At 44.8% G+C, this 18,670-nt stretch carries 16 protein-coding genes; 4 read left to right on the forward strand and 12 right to left on the reverse strand.

The genetic code is table 11. The features are described 5' to 3' along the window. The first annotated feature begins 317 nt into the window (after positions 1 to 317). Together HMPREF2909_RS05395 and HMPREF2909_RS05400 are read left to right on the forward strand one after the other, a co-directional pair. On the forward strand, positions 318 to 896 hold the full coding sequence (locus tag HMPREF2909_RS05395; protein WP_022856265.1) for a xanthine phosphoribosyltransferase: 579 nt from the start codon (positions 318 to 320) through the stop codon (positions 894 to 896). A 171-nt stretch (positions 897 to 1,067) separates the two neighbouring features. Continuing rightward, complete coding sequence (locus tag HMPREF2909_RS05400; RefSeq protein WP_084797272.1) at positions 1,068 to 2,465, forward strand: uracil-xanthine permease family protein; 1,398 nt, start codon at positions 1,068 to 1,070, stop codon at positions 2,463 to 2,465. 41 nt (positions 2,466 to 2,506) lie between these two features. On the opposite strand, the gene HMPREF2909_RS05405 is transcribed toward HMPREF2909_RS05400, so the two are convergent. From HMPREF2909_RS05405 to trpB, 8 genes are all read right to left on the reverse strand, one after another. Then, entirely contained in the window at positions 2,507 to 3,562 is a 1,056-nt protein-coding gene (locus HMPREF2909_RS05405) for a DUF5692 family protein (RefSeq protein WP_071415495.1), read from the reverse strand. A gap of 129 nt (positions 3,563 to 3,691) precedes the next feature. Further along, on the reverse strand, positions 3,692 to 3,925 hold the full coding sequence (locus HMPREF2909_RS05410; protein ID WP_021618293.1) for a DUF1653 domain-containing protein: 234 nt from the start codon (positions 3,923 to 3,925) through the stop codon (positions 3,692 to 3,694). Next, on the reverse strand, positions 3,925 to 5,214 hold the full coding sequence (locus HMPREF2909_RS05415) for an MFS transporter (protein ID WP_071415496.1): 1,290 nt from the start codon (positions 5,212 to 5,214) through the stop codon (positions 3,925 to 3,927). Before HMPREF2909_RS05415 ends, HMPREF2909_RS05410 begins: the two co-directional genes overlap by 1 nt. Positions 5,215 to 5,355: 141 nt before the next feature. Further along, the gene (locus HMPREF2909_RS05420; RefSeq protein ID WP_084797273.1) at positions 5,356 to 6,414 is read right to left on the reverse strand and encodes an NAD(P)-dependent oxidoreductase; all 1,059 of its coding nucleotides are present in this window, start codon (positions 6,412 to 6,414) and stop codon (positions 5,356 to 5,358) included. A 79-nt stretch (positions 6,415 to 6,493) separates the two neighbouring features. Next, a complete protein-coding gene (gene rlmH, locus HMPREF2909_RS05425) occupies positions 6,494 to 6,973 on the reverse strand; it encodes a 23S rRNA (pseudouridine(1915)-N(3))-methyltransferase RlmH (protein ID WP_071415497.1) in 480 nt (159 codons plus the stop codon). Between the two features lie 722 nt (positions 6,974 to 7,695). Continuing rightward, positions 7,696 to 8,868 carry a M20/M25/M40 family metallo-hydrolase gene (locus HMPREF2909_RS05430; protein WP_071415498.1) on the reverse strand — a complete coding sequence of 391 codons (1,173 nt, stop codon included), beginning with the start codon at positions 8,866 to 8,868 and terminating at the stop codon, positions 7,696 to 7,698. A 20-nt stretch (positions 8,869 to 8,888) separates the two neighbouring features. Continuing rightward, positions 8,889 to 10,055, reverse strand: coding sequence for a hypothetical protein (locus tag HMPREF2909_RS05435; protein WP_071415499.1), 1,167 nt, complete (start codon positions 10,053 to 10,055; stop codon positions 8,889 to 8,891). Between the two features lie 31 nt (positions 10,056 to 10,086). Next, a complete protein-coding gene (gene trpB / locus HMPREF2909_RS05440) occupies positions 10,087 to 11,364 on the reverse strand; it encodes a tryptophan synthase subunit beta (protein ID WP_230467087.1) in 1,278 nt (425 codons plus the stop codon). A gap of 393 nt (positions 11,365 to 11,757) precedes the next feature. Here trpB and HMPREF2909_RS05445 point away from each other — a divergent pair, with 393 nt between their 5' ends. After that, positions 11,758 to 14,136 (forward strand): glycoside hydrolase family 3 N-terminal domain-containing protein, encoded by a 2,379-nt coding sequence (locus HMPREF2909_RS05445; RefSeq protein WP_071415500.1) that lies wholly within the window; start codon positions 11,758 to 11,760, stop codon positions 14,134 to 14,136. 86 nt (positions 14,137 to 14,222) lie between these two features. Here the strand turns inward: HMPREF2909_RS05445 and HMPREF2909_RS05450 are convergent, their stop codons facing one another. Together HMPREF2909_RS05450 and HMPREF2909_RS05455 are read right to left on the reverse strand one after the other, a co-directional pair. Beyond that, positions 14,223 to 15,341 carry a glycoside hydrolase family 5 protein gene (locus tag HMPREF2909_RS05450; RefSeq protein WP_071415501.1) on the reverse strand — a complete coding sequence of 373 codons (1,119 nt, stop codon included), beginning with the start codon at positions 15,339 to 15,341 and terminating at the stop codon, positions 14,223 to 14,225. A gap of 1 nt (position 15,342) precedes the next feature. Beyond that, positions 15,343 to 16,713, reverse strand: a complete 1,371-nt coding sequence (locus HMPREF2909_RS05455) for an Nramp family divalent metal transporter (RefSeq protein WP_071415502.1) — start codon at positions 16,711 to 16,713, stop codon at positions 15,343 to 15,345. Positions 16,714 to 16,804: 91 nt separating this feature from the next. Between HMPREF2909_RS05455 and HMPREF2909_RS05460 the strand changes: the two genes are divergently transcribed. After that, positions 16,805 to 17,356 (forward strand): 5-formyltetrahydrofolate cyclo-ligase, encoded by a 552-nt coding sequence (locus HMPREF2909_RS05460; RefSeq protein WP_210387871.1) that lies wholly within the window; start codon positions 16,805 to 16,807, stop codon positions 17,354 to 17,356. 11 nt (positions 17,357 to 17,367) lie between these two features. Here the strand turns inward: HMPREF2909_RS05460 and HMPREF2909_RS05465 are convergent, their stop codons facing one another. Together HMPREF2909_RS05465 and HMPREF2909_RS05470 are read right to left on the reverse strand one after the other, a co-directional pair. After that, on the reverse strand, positions 17,368 to 17,910 hold the full coding sequence (locus HMPREF2909_RS05465; RefSeq protein ID WP_071415503.1) for a hypothetical protein: 543 nt from the start codon (positions 17,908 to 17,910) through the stop codon (positions 17,368 to 17,370). Between the two features lie 15 nt (positions 17,911 to 17,925). Beyond that, positions 17,926 to 18,549: a hypothetical protein gene (locus tag HMPREF2909_RS05470; RefSeq protein WP_148130802.1), complete on the reverse strand. Its 624-nt coding sequence runs from the start codon at positions 18,547 to 18,549 to the stop codon at positions 17,926 to 17,928. Between the last annotated feature and the right edge of the window lie 121 nt (positions 18,550 to 18,670).

Raw genomic sequence — 18,670 nt, forward strand, 5'->3', positions numbered from 1 at the left:
CACGGATTAAAGCGGCGTTGCGCACAACATGCATTCGCTTTTGCGCCCGACCGCGCCCCAAAACCAGCCAAATCCGATTACCACCACCGCAGACTGCCCAGCCCCGGTCAACACAACCTCACCCCCAATTCCACCTCGCCACACAACCCCGCTCACGTCACACGCGCGCGTTATGCTATTTGGACGCATACTTATGTTGCGTACACACTATCCGACACAACTTGTTAGCGCTGTTCGCGTGCTTGCTTTCAGCGGGTCAGTTCGCTTTAAGCAGGCCATGTTGACGCCAGACAAGTGTATGAAGAATTGGATTTTCCATGAAGCTTCTTGAAGATCGCATACGCGAAGAGGGAACTGTTAAGCCTGGCGACGTGCTCAAAGTAGATGCGTTTTTGAATCACCAGTGCGATATTACGTTATTCGATAAAATGGGCGAAGAATGGGCGCGTTTATTCGAAGGCACGCGCATCGATAAGATTCTGACCATCGAAGCTTCTGGCATTGGCATCGCGTGCATGGCTGCACGTCACTTCCAGAACGTCCCTGTTGTTTTCGCAAAGAAAGCTCAGTCCATTAACCTTGATGGCGAGCAGTATTCCACGTCAATTTATTCCTTTACAAAACAAAAGGAATTCCCTGTGATTGTGGGAAAGAAGTTCCTTACTGAAGGTGAGCATGTGCTTATTATCGATGACTTCTTAGCCAATGGTAATGCTCTCAATGGTTTACTTCATATTTGCGAAAGCGCCGGAGTTGTTGTTGAAGGCTTCGGTATTGCTGTGGAAAAAGGCTTCCAAGGCGGTGGCGATGCGTTACGTCAACGTGGGTATCGCGTGGAATCTTTAGCGAGAATCCGCACTATGGATGCCACCGATGGAAGCATTGAGTTTTATTAAAATGTAGGCTAAGGCTGTACGAGCGCAATCACACGAAAGCAATCGCACAGCCTTAACTATTTATCTTCTTGATGTGCGGCGCAACTCAGGTGACAACACAAGGTAACAACTCAGGCTCGCCCTACGTGCTACACGTCAAGAAGAACTGTAAGAGAGAAAGAGAGATTACAGATGACGAGTACGTCTTCTGCTGAGACAAACAGCACTACTCCTCCATCGAGTTTAGGCTCAACTGAAGCTGCTTTGCGTCAGCTCGATGGCAAGATTTCCCTATGGACTGGCATTCCTTTTGGTATTCAGCATGTGCTTGCCATGTTCGTTGCCAACCTTGCGCCTATTGCGATTGTGGTTGCTGCTGCTCAACTCACCGCAGAGCAAAGTGCATGGATTATTAGTTCCGCTCTGCTTGTGGCCGGTTTGGGCACATGTTTGCAGCTTTACCCTTTATGGCGAATTGGCGGTCGTCTGCCAATCGTTACGGGCATATCTTTTACCTATGTAGCCGCAGCAACTTTAGTCGCTTCTGACCCTAAGTTAGGTTATGGAGCAGTAATTGGTGCTGTGATTGTGGGCGGCTTTGTTGAGTTGCTTTTGGGACTTACCGCACAATATTGGAAACCATTTATTAATCCGATTGTTTCTGCAGTAGTGGTAACAACTATTGGTTTTTCTTTGCTGTCTGTGGGCGCTACCTCTTTTGGTGGCGGATCTGGAGCGAAAGATTTTGGTTCGTGGCAGAACCTCACCGTCGCTACTATCACTTTGGTTGCTTGCCTTGCTTTCCAAGTTTTAACTCGAGGTATTGCTAAACAATTATCCGTGCTTTTCGGTCTTGTTGTTGGCTATATTATTGCTTTGATTTTTACTCTCAGCGGCATTGCTCCTCATATGGTAGATTTTAGTAATTTCCAAGGCTTGAGCATTGTATCTTTACCTCATATTGCTCCTCTTATGTCTTTTGGTATTAAGTTTGATGTGAATGCGATTGTATCTTTCACTTTGCTGTATGTAGTTTCTTCTGTAGAAGTTTTGGGTAATACCTCGTCTTTAACTCAGGTTGGTTTTAACCGTGAACCAACAGACCGCGAAACTGCTGGAGCTATTGCCGGTGACGGTTTTATCTCTTCTGTTGCAGGTTTCTTTGGCGCTTTGCCATTAACTTCTTTTGCGCAGAACGTTGGCTTGGTGGCTATTACCAGGGTAGTAAACCGTAAAGTTATTTTGACCGGTGGTTTGATTTTGATTCTGGCAAGCTTCTTCCCTTGTTTAGCTGCAGTATTTAATTCGCTTCCTCAGGCTGTTTTGGGCGGCTGCACGATTATGATGTTCGGCTCGATTGTGTTGGCAGGCATTCAGATGATTGCTAAAGCCGGTTTTACGCAACGCAATATTACTATTGTGACTTTGGCTTTAACCATCGGTATTAGTTTTACTCAGGCTCAGGGTATTTTCCAGTACTTCCCTGCTCTCTTCCAGTCAGTCTTCTCTAATGCGATTGCTATTGCCTTTGTGGTAGCGCTCATCCTTAGTTGGGTACTGCCAGACGAGAAACACTTCTTATCAGAGTAAATACAGAAGTTGGTCGGCAGTTCACATGCCGACCAACTTTTTTACTTCACAGCAATAATTGCTTCTCGATCGAATTCATCAACGCGAGCATTCGCCTTTTCAAAGTCACGAGTTCCCGTAAAGACTTCATGCGTGTACGGGTTAACCTGCAACTTGTGTGCACGGTAGACAATATAACCAATGGCTGCAATATTTGCGAGTAAGGCAAGAACAGATATCCACAGATTTGCTGTAGCATTCATTGTGGAATTAACTGCGAATGGACTATCTACTCCCAGCTCAGGCATGGATGTTTGGAATTGTGGGAAGACCTGAGCAAACATGCACCAGATAGCCAAGGTATTAGCACGATTTTGAATCCATCCTCCCTTATTCCATAGCATATTTGCCACGGTTGGAGCCAATAATAAAGCAAAACCGCAATACCAAGAATGATTTGGCAAATTATTGTAGGTGTAGCAGAAGTTCCACAAATCGTAAGATACGATGAATACCCATGTCATATCTGCCCAAATCATATCGTCTTTTTTCTTTGACGAGTAGACTGCCCACCAGCCAGTCATGCACATGATGTTAATCAAACCTGCCACACCATTAAATACATTGTGCCAGCCAGTAACCACGGTAATATGCTCGGATGTGGTCCATACTGGAGAACCGTTCATCATGGTGTAGTTGCCGGTAAAGAAGTGCGCTGCTGATTCAAAATCAGAGATAACTGCAATTAAAATATTTAACGCAACGATAGCGAAAGGAAAAGCTCTAAACCAACGGGCTTTACCAAGCTTTCCCCAGCGATATTTAATCACCATAAAGCCGAGGCATCCTGCTAGAGCTGCGTAAACTTTAGCGTAGTGGAACCATCCATTAGCAAAAACATTCGTTGGATTGTTCACAGCCCAGTCAGCTCCCATAGCTGCTCCACTAATAACAGCTATACAGTAGACGGTCATTGCTGCTGGTAAAGCGGCAAACATAATCAAACCGCCAGCTTTCGAACGGCGAGATAACTCGTTCAAAGCAATCAGTGCCACAAAAACCATAATCCAACCCAACCATTGGGTGGCGGCATGTGCCCCATATACTTGGAATAACATAATAATCCCCCTATGCACTACAGTGTGCTGCACGTCTTTCTCAATCCCATCCCGTTATGGAATCGTTGCCATCGATATTATGCGAGTGAACTCCTACTCAATAATAAAGATGACAAAATAGAGGAAATGTCACAAATCTATCTGTTCAAATCTATACTCTTGCTCAGCATGAGGGTATTTCTGCCTATCAACAGCAGATAAAAACATACTTAACGGACGCACCCACAGACGACGCTCACCATATAAAGGCCTATAAATCACGACCGTTTCACCGCTTTCGCTGTCTGTAGCGCAGTCTTCTACGTAATAATAATTACCCTTAAAATGACGGTATACACTGTACAGTTGAATCTCGCGAGTCATTAGTGCTTCTCCTGTGTGTTACGAACGTTGAACACATTCATACGAATAACATGCCATGAACACCACGCATTAATCACGACAACTAAAATCATGGCAAAAACGAAGGATACGCCTGGCATAGCATCTCCATACATCCAGCCGTATAAAACAGGACCTGTTGCTGCAATAAGATAGCCCACTGATTGAGACATGCCGGAAATCTCTGCAGCATCTGCAGCAGTAGCAGCCTTAATCGGATAAAAGGTCAAAACCATCACGAAAATAGTCGTAAAGAAGGCGCAGGTAACCGTAGCAAAAACGTACCAGTATGAGATGCCCAAAACTGAGTGCAGAGGGAAAAGAGCAGCTACGCCAACCTGTAAAGCTGTTAAAGCCGTTACCGCAATAATATGATAATGACGTGAAGTACGTGCTACGAAGAATGGAATGCCCACAGAAATAGGTAAACCGATTGCATTAAAAATAAGCATAATAATGGTGTGATGCACAGACTGAACATCGCCTGCGTTCAAAATACTGGGAAGCCATGCGCTCATCGTATAGCTCAAGAACGATTGACCAGCGAACATGCCAATAAAAAGCCATATGCGCACATCTCGAAGAAGGCTCAGATCAATAACCGAGTTATGCGTCCCTTTGTTCTCAGAGTCCGTTGCCTCAGGAGTTTCTACTGTTAGTTGAGGTAAAAAGAACGACAAAAGCATCGGACACGCGGTCATAGCAGCCATCACCCACAGCATAGCTTGCCAGCCAATCGTTGCAGATACGAAAGGTGAGAGAAGAACGAGGACAATAGCGCCCACAACTATGGCAGCGCAGTATCGCATGGTATACAGCCCAGGCTGTTGTGAGAATTTCTCAGACACTAAAGTTGGCATACCAATGTTCAAAATAGCTATACCAATGCCCACTAAAACCGTGCCAGCAAGCATGGTATTCCATGTTAGTACTCCACGCAGCATAGAGCCAACAAAAATAAAAACAGATGCTACTTGCAATGTGCGCGTGAGATTGATCTTTTGCACTAACCATGGCACAAGAAGTGAGACCACAACAAACATAACTAAAGGAAGGCTCGTAATAATACCGAAACTTCCCACATCACGATGCATGTGCTCTGCCATAGGCTCAATATAAATTGGCAAAACTACTATGGGTGCTCGCATGATGAGGCCTGCGAGCATAAGAAACAGCGAAAACAGTATGTGTGAGGAATCACGCGCGTGTACTAACTGTGCTCCCTCGCCTATCTCAATGTTTTCAGGCTCGCTGCTCAGGTGTTGTGTCATCAGACCTCATCCACACTTTCATGCTCTCTTCTCGTTCGTGGCGATAGCTCGTGGCAAAGGTTCATATTAAACGTCCGTGGTATTCTTTCGCTACGTTCTGCTCTCTACCGCTGCGCTTACATGTGCAAGCCTGAAGTCTTCCTAATAGCCTGCGTTGAGGTTAAGAATATGCTTTTTCGGCTGTCTGTCGCATGCAAACGAATTAAGATTATCAAGAAAAGAATTCAACACGCGCTGAGTGTACATATCACTATAACCAGCTGTATGTGGAGTGCATATAACATTAGGCAGAGTCCATAAAATATCGTTGTGCGGTAATGGCTCAGTATCGAATACGTCTAAAGCAGCGCCAGCAATATTGCCCGATTGGATAGCGCTTACTAAATCACGGCTCACAGTAGTTTTTCCACGACCTACGTTGATGTAATATGCGCTACTTTTCATCGCTTGAAATACCTGAGCATTCACACAATCTGCTGTATCGGCAGTCAAAGGCAAAGCGTTCACCACATAATCAGCCTGCGCAATCGTCTCTCTCATATGTGTAAGGTCTAGGCATGAATCAAAATTCTCACTGCTATGCCCTGACCTATTAACGCCGATGGTTGTCATGGACATAGCATGGCATAAACGTGCTGTTTCTGTGCCAATTTCTCCTGTTCCAAGAACGCAGACGGTTTTACCGGTCAACTCACCCCAACCGCCCCACTGCGTCCATAAACCCAGCTGAGCTTCGCGCACATGTAAGTGCAAGCGCCTCTCGAACATCAGCATATATGCAAGAACTTGCTGTGCAATATTTGGAGCATTTGCGCCGCTTGCCGTGGTTACTATGATGTTATTGTGACGCATACAGTCCAAAGGAACGTAATCAGCGCCTGCGCTAAACAACTGTATCCAGCGAATCTGAGAGCCAGGCATAGCAACAGCCTGAGCAAGATGGGGATGCCAACCAAAAATAATATCGCAGTGTGCTAAATCGTTCACGTCCAGCTGCACGGATGAAACTGCACGAGGTGTACGCGCGTTCTCATCGTCTTGAACAGGCATAAAACTACGCACTATTATGCCCGAACGCTCTGCAATCTGCTCGACTTCACCACGCTTCAAGCTGACGAGCAGACCGATGGTTAGAGTATGAGGGTTTGAGGGTGATAGTTCTTCGTGCGCGTTGATTTCATGTGTTGTGTGAGTGGTCATAGGAGTAGTACTTTGTTAAGTTTCCGTAGAGTTGCATGCTAATTATCTTTGTTTGCTAAGCATACTAACTGCGTGTTTCCTATTTATGGTATGCCTGATGATTCATGATTCTGTATGCGCGATAAATCTGCTCGCTAAGCACAACACGAGCTAACTGATGAGGCAAAGTAATACGTCCGAAAGAAATAAGTTCATTGGCGCGTTGCTTGACCTGAGGAGATAAACCAAGTGACCCACCAATAACAAAAGTAATTTTGCTTGTTCCATGCACACTGAGTTTTTCTAGTTGGGATGCTAAAGCTTCGCTTGTAATCAGTGTGCCTTCAATCGCGAGAGCAATAACATAATCGTCATGACCGATTTTGCCTAGAATGCGTTCACCTTCTGTTGCGAGAATATGTTCATCTTCTTTAGCGCTGGCTTTATCAGGTGTTTTTTCGTCTGTCAGCTCCACAATATCTATAGTGCAGTAAGCACCCAGTCTCTTCACATACTCGTCGATAGCTTGTTCCCAATATTTTTCTTTCAGTTTGCCCACTGCAATAATTTTGATTTTCATCATGTTTTTATTGTAGGATGAGGCGTGAGTTTTAGGTTAAAATCGCGGGTTTTAGGTTAAAGTCGCACATAGATGGGCGCACACGTGCGTGTCAGGTTTTTTGTGTATGTGGTTTTGTATGTTCCCAAACATGACGTGTTGAACACGGCTTCACTGGGAGCATATTTCAGACTGATTAGCGTTTGTTTTTCTGTCCCAAACATAACGTGTTCAACGCAGCATCACTGGGAGAGGTTTGTTGCCATGTAGCACTCTTAAATAAGAGCAATATCTCTTATATGTTGTGTGTGTTGCACGAGAAAGGCGAAAGGTTATGGTGTGCACAGCATACTGGCTAACCTTTTTGATTAACTGTGCGATGAACCAAGATATCCTAAGGTCAAATACAACCTCATTGCGACCAGCCTCAATAGCCCTAAAGAGAACTCACCATAGGGCAACCCACCACCTACACAAAATTCCTGACACACCCTAGTTGCGTGTGCTATTGCTTTTACTAGGGCTGACTTAAAGGTTTTGGCTGTTGTAGTTTATGACACGTTGGACGTGTCATAAACTACAACAGTGAACACGCCACTTTCAGTGTTCTACCCGTTGCGAGAGAGAACCCGTTCAACGTGTCGTCAACTACAACGTAGCTATATAATTTCTCAGCGGCATTACTCCCGCTGCTCCCCTTACGCCGCTACTCACCGGCACACCAGCTACTCCCGCTGTTCACTCTATTCCCCCTGCTGCGCCACAAAACACGCAGCTAATTGCGCACGCTGCACATAAGATGCCACCTGAGAGTATTCTCCTGTACTGCTATGTGCGCCTGTACCGCGAGCGCCGAGAGCGCATAATGTAGGAATACCTAATGAGCTGGTAATACCTGCGTCAGATACACCATTCACATGGCTAGCGTGGATTGAGCCGTAGCCTATACGTCGTGCTGTTGCACTAAGTTTCTCAAAGAGTTTTTCGCTTTCGTCTGTGCGCATCATGGCATCCATAATGGTGCGAATATTCATGTGTGCGCGCGTATCTTCTACGTATGCAGTCTCAGATAGTTGTGTAAGCTCGTTAATAACGTAATCGCGTTGTTCTACCGTATCGAATCGTGCGCCGATACTAACTTTTGCGTAGTCTGGTATGACGTTTTCGCCAATTCCGCCTTCTATTTTCCCACAGTTGAGAAGTATGCCATTATCTATATCGTTGAGTGCTTCTATAGCGATGATTTTGTGTGCTATATCGAGAATGGCTGATCGTCCTTCGCGCACTGCCATACCTGAGTGTGCTGCTTTACCGAAAACTTCAATGTCTACAATCATGCCGCCTTTTCGGCTGAGCACAATGCCATCATCAAGCTGTCCAGTTTCAAAGTTGAGCACGTATTGGCTCGTTTGTGTGTGTTGTTGGATGATTTCTCGAGCGTTAGAAAACATATGAAGGTTTTCTTCATCACTGACTAACACGAGCTGCACTGGTTGTGTAAAAGTGCTGAGTTGGTTCAGAGCAATCAGTGTATAGACGGCGATGACTGCGCCTGGTTTCATATCGACAACGCCTGGCCCGTGCGCATTGCCATTATCGTCGATACTGAACGGGTGTTCAGCTGCTGTGCCGTCTGGGAAAACAGTATCCATATGTCCCAGGAAGCTGATGGGAGCTTGGCTCGTGTTGTCTTGATTAATATGCGCAACAAGTAGAGGCCCTGCTCCTTGACTTGGTTCGAGTTGTACCTCAATTCCGTACTGTGCGAGCCGTTCGCTCAAAACTGTGGCGACCGCGGTTGTTCCTTCAATATTCCTCGATCCGCTATCTATGTTGACGATGTTTTCAACAGTATCGATGATTTCTTGTTCGCGCTCGTGAAGAAAAGCGCTGATGATTGCGTCTGTTCCGTTCATTGGTTTATCTTTCTATAGGTTTAGAAATAGTTGACGACTGCGCCAGCCATAAGTACTGAGGCTATGGTGACGGTAATGATTCCAGCTACCAGCATTTTTGGTACGAGATAGTTTTCGATAGCTTGTTTCTGTGTGTCGTTGCTTGCTACGCTCGATGCCACTTCTTGAGGCATCACGAGTGTGGTTGGGAATCCGAATGTGCAGCTGATACCTAGGACCATGGCGAGATATGGGCTGACGTGCAGGAGTTTACCTGTGAGGTAACTGAGTGCGAGCACCCCGATAACACCCATGCTCATAAAAAGGATGAGGGGACCAACAATATGTGCAATCACGGCTGGGGTTACCGATGCCAGATTGGAGAAGATAAGCACTGTGACCAAGAACATGATTAGCCCATTAGATTGTGCTTTCTGCAGAATACCGGATTCGAGAAAACCTAGAGCGTATGCGATTGCTCCCACAATCAAGCACATCACAAAATAGTGCACTGCCCCATGTGTTAAGCCTGCAAGCACATAACTGATTACTGCGATCAATGAAAGTTTTGCTAAATATGTAGAAGCTTTCTGTTCTTTTTCAGGAATCTGTAACAGTTTAGGTTTTGTTGCACTGTCTGACTGGTTACCATGCGCGTACTGGGCAACAGCATTATTATCAGCTATAAAAGCGCGTGCTTCTTTCTTTAAGAAGTATGATGCTATAGGAATACCCACGAACTTTTGGAAAATAAGTAGCCCCAAGCAGAAAGTAATAATTAATTCATACCCTTTTCCATCTAAAGCAGTAGTTATCAGCAGTGTTGCCGCACTTCCGCCCGCAAAAATCGGACTTCCCGCCAGTGCAAAATCAAACATATGGAAAGCGTAACCTGCAGCAAAAATCAAAGCTGTTCCACCCGCAACTCCTACTAGCGCAATAATAATAACCTTGATTTGTCGTTTCATTTCCGCAAAATCAAGCGTGGTAGCAAGTGATGTAATTAATAAACCGGCAATCAACGTACCAAAAGTTTTAATGCCTGTCGTTTCAAAAATATCTTTTGGCAATATTCCTGTCCAAAATCCTGCTAGCATGAGCACAGCTAGAGCGAGAACGCTCGAAATAGTTGCCCGAGTTTTGGACGCAATATACTCACTGAAGGCGAATAGTATCATTAATGCAGCCAGAGCGATAGTAGGAGCCATAGTAGTGTCTTTCGTATTGTAGGTTTAGGATTTATGCGCGTTGAGCCAAATAATCTTTTACTTGCTGTACGTCTTTGTCGCCACGCCCTGAAACGTTCACGATAATAATCTGGTCAGGGCTCATGTGTGGCGCGCGTTTGATAGCTTCTGCCAAAGCGTGAGAACTTTCAATGGCTGGCAAAATACCTTCAGTTTTGCTCAAGGTAACAAGAGCATCCACAGCTTCATCATCGGTAGCTCCTGTATATTCAACGCGACCTGAATCTTTAAGGAAAGCGTGTTCTGGTCCTACTCCTGGATAATCTAATCCAGCAGAAATGGAATATACTTCTGCAATCTCACCATTATCGTCAAACAGTGAGTAGGTTTTCATGCCGTCAATAATACCAATGCGTCCTTTTTCCATGGTTGCAGCGTGAAGAGGAGTATCTAAACCTTTACCTGTTGCTTCCACACCAATGAGGCTAACGTTTTCATCGTCAATATATTGCGAGAATGCGCCAATGGCATTCGAGCCTCCACCTACGCAGGCAATAACAGCGTCTGGCAAGCGACCTTCTTGTTCAAGAATTTGACGGCGTGATTCCACAGAAATAATCTTTTGGAACTCGTGCACAATGCTTGGGTAAGGATGTGGACCTACTGCAGATCCGAGCACATAGAAGGCGTCGAGATCGTTCATCCATGCGGCGAATGCTGCGTCTACAGCATTTTTCAGTGTGGCTGTTCCATCCTCAACAGCATGTACGGTTGCGCCCATGAGTTCCATGCGGAAAACATTGAGTTGCTGACGTTGAGCATCGACTGCTCCCATATAAATATCGCATTGCATGCCGAAACGTGCTGCCGCTGCGGCTGTTGCCACGCCGTGTTGTCCTGCTCCAGTTTCAGCAATAACGCGGGTTTTGCCCATCCGTTTCGCTAATAAAATCTGGCCGAGAACATTATTAAGTTTGTGAGAACCTAAATGATTGAGGTCTTCACGCTTTAAGTACACGCGCGCGCCACCAAGATAGCGTGTGAGAGACTCAGCATAATACAGTGGTGTTTCACGACCAGCATACTGCGCAAGTAATTGATGATATTGCGCAATGAATTCTGGATCATCCTTGGAAGCGTTGAAAGTTGTTTCTAACTCATCGAGCAGTTTTTGGATTGGCTCAGGAACGAAACTGCCTCCAAATTCGCCGAAGTATCCTGCTGATGTGATTGGTTGAGCTGCTGTAGTGGTCATCTTATGTTCTTTCTGTTCGTTATGTATTGGTTGTGTATGAGTGAAGGATTCATCAGAACCATTTAGAGAGAACATATAAAAAATTCTCATCGTCTATCTAGATGAGAATTCTGCTGAGCCAAACAGTGGAGTGTAGCTTTCGAGTATCTCACATAGATACAGGTCCTGCTGAGGAATATGCATCTATGTGAGGAACATACATGCAATCTATCCTTGCCAGGTGCGCCAAGCACGCCAGCTACGCCATGCGATGAGGGACAGATTACGCATGCCATGCTCCTTTCTTGTTTGTGCGTTGCTATGAAGTTACCATAAGCCTTAGGAAAATAAAAATCATGTCGTCCACGATATGGGAATACCGTGTGTCGTAGGTATGAGTTCGCAGGGAATATCAACACACCATACTCAACTTTTCAACGCCACTGCTTAGAGTAGTACTCGCAAACATTTAATTCAGAGAGGACTTAAATGACTAGCAACGACGCACCTAACACAACAGAAGCAAACAACACAGAAGCGTATTGGGATTCTCAGCTCAGTGTGGACGAGCGTGTGGCTGATCTCCTTTCACGCATGACATTGCGTGAGAAGATTGGTCAGATGTTGCAACTCAATGCTCAGGATGATTTGGATGATATAGTTCTTGGCAAAACCGCTGGTTCTATTTTGCATACATCTCCCGCTGACTTATATCGAGCAAACGATTTAGTTCAACGCACTCGTTTGCGAATTCCTCTGCTGGTGGGTGATGATCTTATTCACGGTTATTCTTTCTATCCTGGTGCAACGATTTTCCCTGAACAGCTTGGTATGGCGTGCAGCTGGGATAGCGAAAAGATTGAGGAAGCTGCTCGCATTACTGCGCGAGAAGCTGTGACGACTGGCGTGCAGTGGACTTTCTCCCCTGTCTTATGTATTTCTCGCGACACACGATGGGGTCGTGTAGGAGAAACTTTCGGAGAAGACCCTTATCTCATCGGCGAATTAGCTTCTGCTATGACTCGCGGATACCAAGGCGGCAGCATGACCAACTCCGACAAGCCGCTGGGAAAGAACTCGATTTTGGCTACTGCAAAGCATTTTGCTGGATATTCCGAAACTCAAGGTGGACGCGATGCTTCTGAAGCAGATTTATCTCACCGCAAGCTCGCCTCATGGTTCCTTCCTCCTTTTGAACGTGTGGCAAAAGAAGGTATTGGCACGTTTATGCTGGGTTACGAGTCGATTGAAGGCGTACCTATTACCGTGAATAAATGGTTACTCAACGATGTTTTGCGCAATCAGTGGGGTTATAAGGGCACGCTTATTACTGATTGGGCTAATGTGAGTCGTTTAGTATGGGAGCAGCGCGTAATGCAAAATCCTGTGCAAGCAGCGGTTGCAGCAGTACGTGCAGGCAATGATTTTATTATGACTTCCCCTGAGTTCTTTAAAGCTACGTATGAGGCTGTTCAGCGAGGTCTGCTCGATGAAAGTGAGTTAGATGGTTCAGTCAGCCGCATTTTGGCTTTGAAGTTCCGTATGGGATTATTTGAAGATCCTCGTCTGCCAGATGCGGATGCTGCTGCTCGTATTATTGGTAACGATGAACATGCTCAAGCTAATCTTGAACTAACCCGCGAAAGCATTACTCTGTTACACAATGACGGTACTTTACCTCTTGAAGCTGCATCTGGTTCTATCGCTTTGATTGGATCGCTGATTAATGATGCTCAAACACAGTTGGGCGATTGGGCAGGAAACTCAGGTCAAGTTGAGTGGATTAAAGATGGTCATCCACGCGAGAAAATCACAACTATTAAAGACGGTTTAGAAAAACTTCTACCTGAAGGTTGGAGCATGACCACTGCTCAGGGGGCGAATATTATTGACCTCGTTCCAGATCCAAATGGCGAGTTTTATCCTGATGGGCAGCCTCGTCCTCTTGTAGGTCAAAGCGCTGCAATTGATCAACATCTTATTGATGAAGCCGTAGAGAACGCGAAGAACGCTGATGTTGCCGTCGTTGTTGTTGGCGACGTTATACAGCTTATTGGCGAAGGCTGCTCTACAGCCACGTTAGAACTGTTAGGCGGTCAAAACGCGCTCATTGATGCAGTAACTGCTACCGGCACTCCAACAGTTATTGTTCTTATGTCGAGTAAGCCTCAAGTTCTGCCTGACAGCGCTCTACAAGCTAACGCTCTGTTATGGGCTCCAAGTCCGGGCATGAAGGGTGGGCAAGCGCTCGCCGAAATCATCTATGGTGTGGTTAATCCATCAGGTCGTTTACCTATTACTTTCCCTCGTCATGCTGGTCAATTGCCTGTATATTACAACCAGATTCGCGGTCAGCATGGTAACCGTTATGCGGATTTGACGCAAGACCCAGCTTTCGCTTTTGGAGAAGGTTTATCGTATACGAGTTTTGAATATGGCGATATTACCCTATTGGACACTCATCGTACTCAAGAAAGTGTCGAAGATATTTCGAGTACTGTATGGGCTATGCCAGATGAGAATACTCCACAAGTAACTGTTCCTGCGTATGCTCATGGAGAAGTAATTCATGCACAGATTGACGTAACCAATACAGGTAAACGCTCAGGCGCGGAAATCGTGCAGCTGTATATTGGCGATATTGTAACGTCAGTGAGCTGGACAGATCGTGAACTGAAAGCATTTAAGCGCATTACTTTAGAAGCCGGAGAAACTCGCACTGTGGAGTTCAATATTCCGGTGTCTGACTGCTCTATTGTAGATGCTCAAGGTCATCGAATTGTAGAAAATGGCGAATTTGAAGTTCTTATTGGTCATTCTTCTCGGCGAAGTGATCTTCAGCGAGCAGTTTTCGCAGTCCACGATTAAAACTATAGGAAAACTCAACAGCAAGATATGAAAAGGATGATGGGGAGAACCGATGCTATCGGTTCTCCCCATACTATATGTTCGTTCTAGTTCTCGTTTCCCCTATGCCAATAACGCCAGTCCCAAAATCTCTTCCACGATGTTGTTAATCGCTCTCGTTTTTTCTCATCTCTTTCTGTCTGGTAGCTCCACATAAATTCAGCGCTCACGCCTGCAGACTCATACGCAGATAACTGCATATCCTCAAAATCATGCGTATATTCTTCAAGAACTAAACTTTCTTGATTTTCTACGCACCACTCGCCCACTATCACATCTGCACCGGCTGCACGCACACAACGAATACGTAACTGTTGCATATCATAAAAGAACCGATAAAAATTACGCCGCCATGACGCATACTGCACAAGCCGCGCAATCCATGCAGGCATTGAACGTTCTATAAAGGTAGAATAAATATGCGTATCGAAAGCAATATTATGCATTGTTCTCAAGCGTGTTATGCGTATCCACGGCCAAGACATCAAACGAAAACCATCATGAAAAACTATGACCTTATCGTTTCCTAATACACGACGCAACCTGCTGTATGCCGCTTTGTAAAAACGTATGAGAAACTTTATAGGAACATGCGCTGAACCTTCTGCTTCTTGAGGATCGCGCGCCACATATGTCTTCTTATTCGCACGCCATACACTCCAACTCGCAGGTTCGTTCAAAACTTCAATACCATAGAGGCCAGCCCGTTTACCGTAGCGTATGCCCAAACGTTCAATAACAGACAAGGCGAAGAGCACTTCTTCTTCATTGCTATGCCATCGTGCTACTCCAGATAATCCACCATTATCAAAACCGTTTTGACTGCCTGGCACGGTATGCAAGTCTAAAAGAATACGCATAGCACGTTTTTCTGCCCATTCAAAAGCACGGTCAATATATTCAATACAGCCAAGGTATGGATCACGGTCGCCAAAAACGAAATATGGAACAGGAATACGGACGAGCCCAACCCCTGCACCATGCAAAGATTCAAAATCTTCCTCAGTAATATACGTGTCACGATGTTTGCGAAGCACATCATGTACAGAGTGACCGTAGTCACGATGGAGCCATACTTCATCTGCAGCTTCACTCCCGTGAAAAGGCGTGGAATCCATCCACTTTTCCAGAACCAACCAGTTACCTAAATTTACTCCGCGAAGCATCTTACATCACCACAGACACTATGAGCTGAAGATTTAATATAGTAAGTACTGTTGCCACCACATAGCCAAGAATGGTGTTCCATCGTGCATTAGCATAATGCCCCATAATAGACTTTTTAGACGTGAAATAAATCAGCGGGTAGATAGAGAACGGCAAAGCAAGTGAAAGGAATACCTGAGAATACACAATTAAATCGTCCAAACTATGCTCGGAACCATTGCTCAGAACTGCTACAACTATAACTGGCACAAGAGTAATAGCACGAGTCAGTAAACGAATAATCCATTGTGGCGCTTTAATATGCATAAAACCTTCTAAAACAATCTGACCAGTCAAAGTACCCGTAATTGTTGAATTCTGACCGCTCGCCAGCAAAGCGACTGCAAAAAGAGTTGCCACAAATTTACTAGCAATAACCCCCGCGATGTGAGGATTCGCCAGAGCATTGTACATTTGTTCGAAAGCCATAACATCCTGAGCATGACCATAAAAAACAGAAGCTCCCAAAATCAATAAAAGCGAATTAACTACAAAAGCCATGCTTAACTGTACGTTTGAATCTAAAGTCATAAAACGCACAGCTTTATCCAGCTCCTGCTCATTGCGAGAATCAACATCTCGTGTCTGCACAATCGAAGAATGTAAATATAAGTTATGCGGCATAACTGTTGCACCGATAATACCCAAACTCAGCGCCAAAATTGTTGCTGAATCCTTACCGCTCATAAAAGTTCCAGGATTAGGAATATATCCGCGCATAATATCGCCAAAATCTGGTCCAGACAAAGCAACCAAATAACCAAAAATAACTACAATCGTAAAGATAAGAGCCGACACAACAGCTTCTATCTTTCTAAAGCCCAAATGCATAAGCCCCAGCAAAATAATCACATCGAGAACAGTAATAATAATCGCAATCAATATAGGAATATCAAAAAGCAGATGAAGAGCAATAGCCGAGCCTAATACTTCTGCTAAATCAGTGGCAACCAGAGCAAGTTCAATCACAACGAAAAGTATCCAACGCAGCCATTTTGGAGAACGTGCAGCCAGATGCTGAGCTAAATCCTGATGGGTTACCAATCCCAGTTTCCCGCACATATGCTGAAGCTGCATAGCAACCAAAGATGACAGCAAAATAACGCTGAGCAAAGCATATTTATAAGTTGCACCGCCTACAACACTGGTAATCCAATTTCCTGGATCCATATATCCCACTGCCACAAGAGCACCCGGACCAGAGAAAGTAAAAAAGTTTCGCCAGAACGACCGTGACTGCGTAACGGTAATACTGCGATTAACCTCCGACAATGAGGCGCGTTTATTATGCAACGATGCCTGTGTTTTGTCGGATTTGTCGCGATTAGTCATATCCTCTGCTCCTTTATGCGCATGCTTTACAGTAGTGCCCTCATTTACTCTTTTCCCATTCTAACGAGAATGCACAGAGTACACTAGCACTATGAGCATAGGTATGAGCAAAAAAGAAATTCGCGCCCATGTTTTACAGGCTATGAAAGCGCTAGATAGGAAGAAGAAAGGTCGCGACGACAAGTATCTTCTCGAGAAGTTGTGCAACACGCCTGAATATGTGCATGCTAGGGTTATAGCCACATATATGGCTCTGCCTCACGAATATAATACGCAAGATTTTATTGAACGAGCGTTAAAGGATGACAAGCAGGTACTTATCCCCCGTACCTTAGCTCACCGAGGTATGGAGTTTTGCGATATAACTAGCAGTGATTTAGTGCGCTCATCTTTTGGAATTCTTGAGCCGCTTGCGCATACTGCAGACAGTATAGTGAGCATTGATTCGATTGACATGATTCATGTGCCACTCGTTGCCGTCAATCACAACGGCTTTCGTATCGGCTATGGCGGCGGGTATTACGATCGTTTTTTGAGCGGTTTTGCTGGCTCAACGATCAGCACGACATATGGCTGTCAGGTATGCGATTTTACGCCCGATAGTTTTGATATAGCCGTGCAGACCGTGCTCGTTGCGCGTTGAAAACGTTTCGACTAAGATTGCTGACGATATTGAGCAAGTATGTGCTTATTATATCCACGCAAATAGCGTCTAATTAGTATTCTGCGTTTCCAGTGCCCATCTCGACGGTAATCCAAGGTATTACCAATATTCGTGGTAGAAGGAACATGTTCAGCGAGCTGTGAATGATATTTTTTCACTACATGATTAAATAATCTCTGCCCACAGTTGAGCCATACAAACTTCTGAGTTCCATACACGGTCTGCGATTCGACAGGCTGATTGCACACAAGATCATTAAAAGCAGCGCGCACCAAATTCGCGCCTGCCAAGGTCGAGCAGAAACTTGAAAAACCTTGGCATAAATTCATTTCAAAAATATAGAATAAGCCATCATTTTCATCAATCTTCACGTCAAAATTGCAAATACCTGCAAAGCCTATCTGCTTAACGAAGGCACGAATACTGTCACAGAGATGTTGCAGTTGTGGAGTCATCTCTGCACTGGCAATCGCCACATAGTTACCGCGCAACGTTGGATCTGGCTCGTCAATAAGAATGTGACCAACGCTCATAGTGCGCACATGTGACTAACGATCAACATACATATTGATAACGTATTCGTTCGATACAGGACCGCTTACATATTTTTGTACGAGCATCGGGTATGCGTATTGTGAATCGAAGACAGTACGCAAAGTTGATTGATATTCATGACGATTGTGAATAATAAATGCTTTTTCTTTTCCGATAAATCGCGTGTTGAAGTAATTCGTACTTTCAGAAGGTTTAATAATCACTGGATATCCATAAGGAAAATCCATAGAATCAATCTCGTTGTAGCATTCTCGCGTAACAACTGTTGTTCTAGGATATGGCAGATTGTATTGCTCACACATCGCATAGAACTGTGGCTTATCGGAAATACGTAATCCTAGGTCTTTCTGAGCATACGGAATAATGTAATACTGTGATAGCTCATCACGAACCGATAAAATCCGATGCACATACTCTTCACTCGCAGCAAAAAGAACCAAACGCGCCTGAGCATGCTGCTGTGCGTATTCAATCAAAGTACGCACAAGCACAGCGTCATCAGCGAAATCAGGAATAACACTCACATCGCAAATCTTGGAGTGAGCAACCATAAGCAGTTCAGATTTGCAGAAAACCTTCGTTACCCCACCATATACAGAGTGAAAAGATCGTGCCACATCGTATGCATTCGTATCGCTACCGACAACAACCGGTCAAAAACTTGGTAAATCCGTTTTCATTTTACCCTTAAACGTCTTGACTTCTTCAGACTAGCATTCTTACATAAGCAAGCTGAAA

This window comes from Alloscardovia sp. HMSC034E08 (assembly GCF_001813415.1).
In the GTDB taxonomy this organism is placed as follows: domain Bacteria; phylum Actinomycetota; class Actinomycetes; order Actinomycetales; family Bifidobacteriaceae; genus Alloscardovia; species Alloscardovia omnicolens.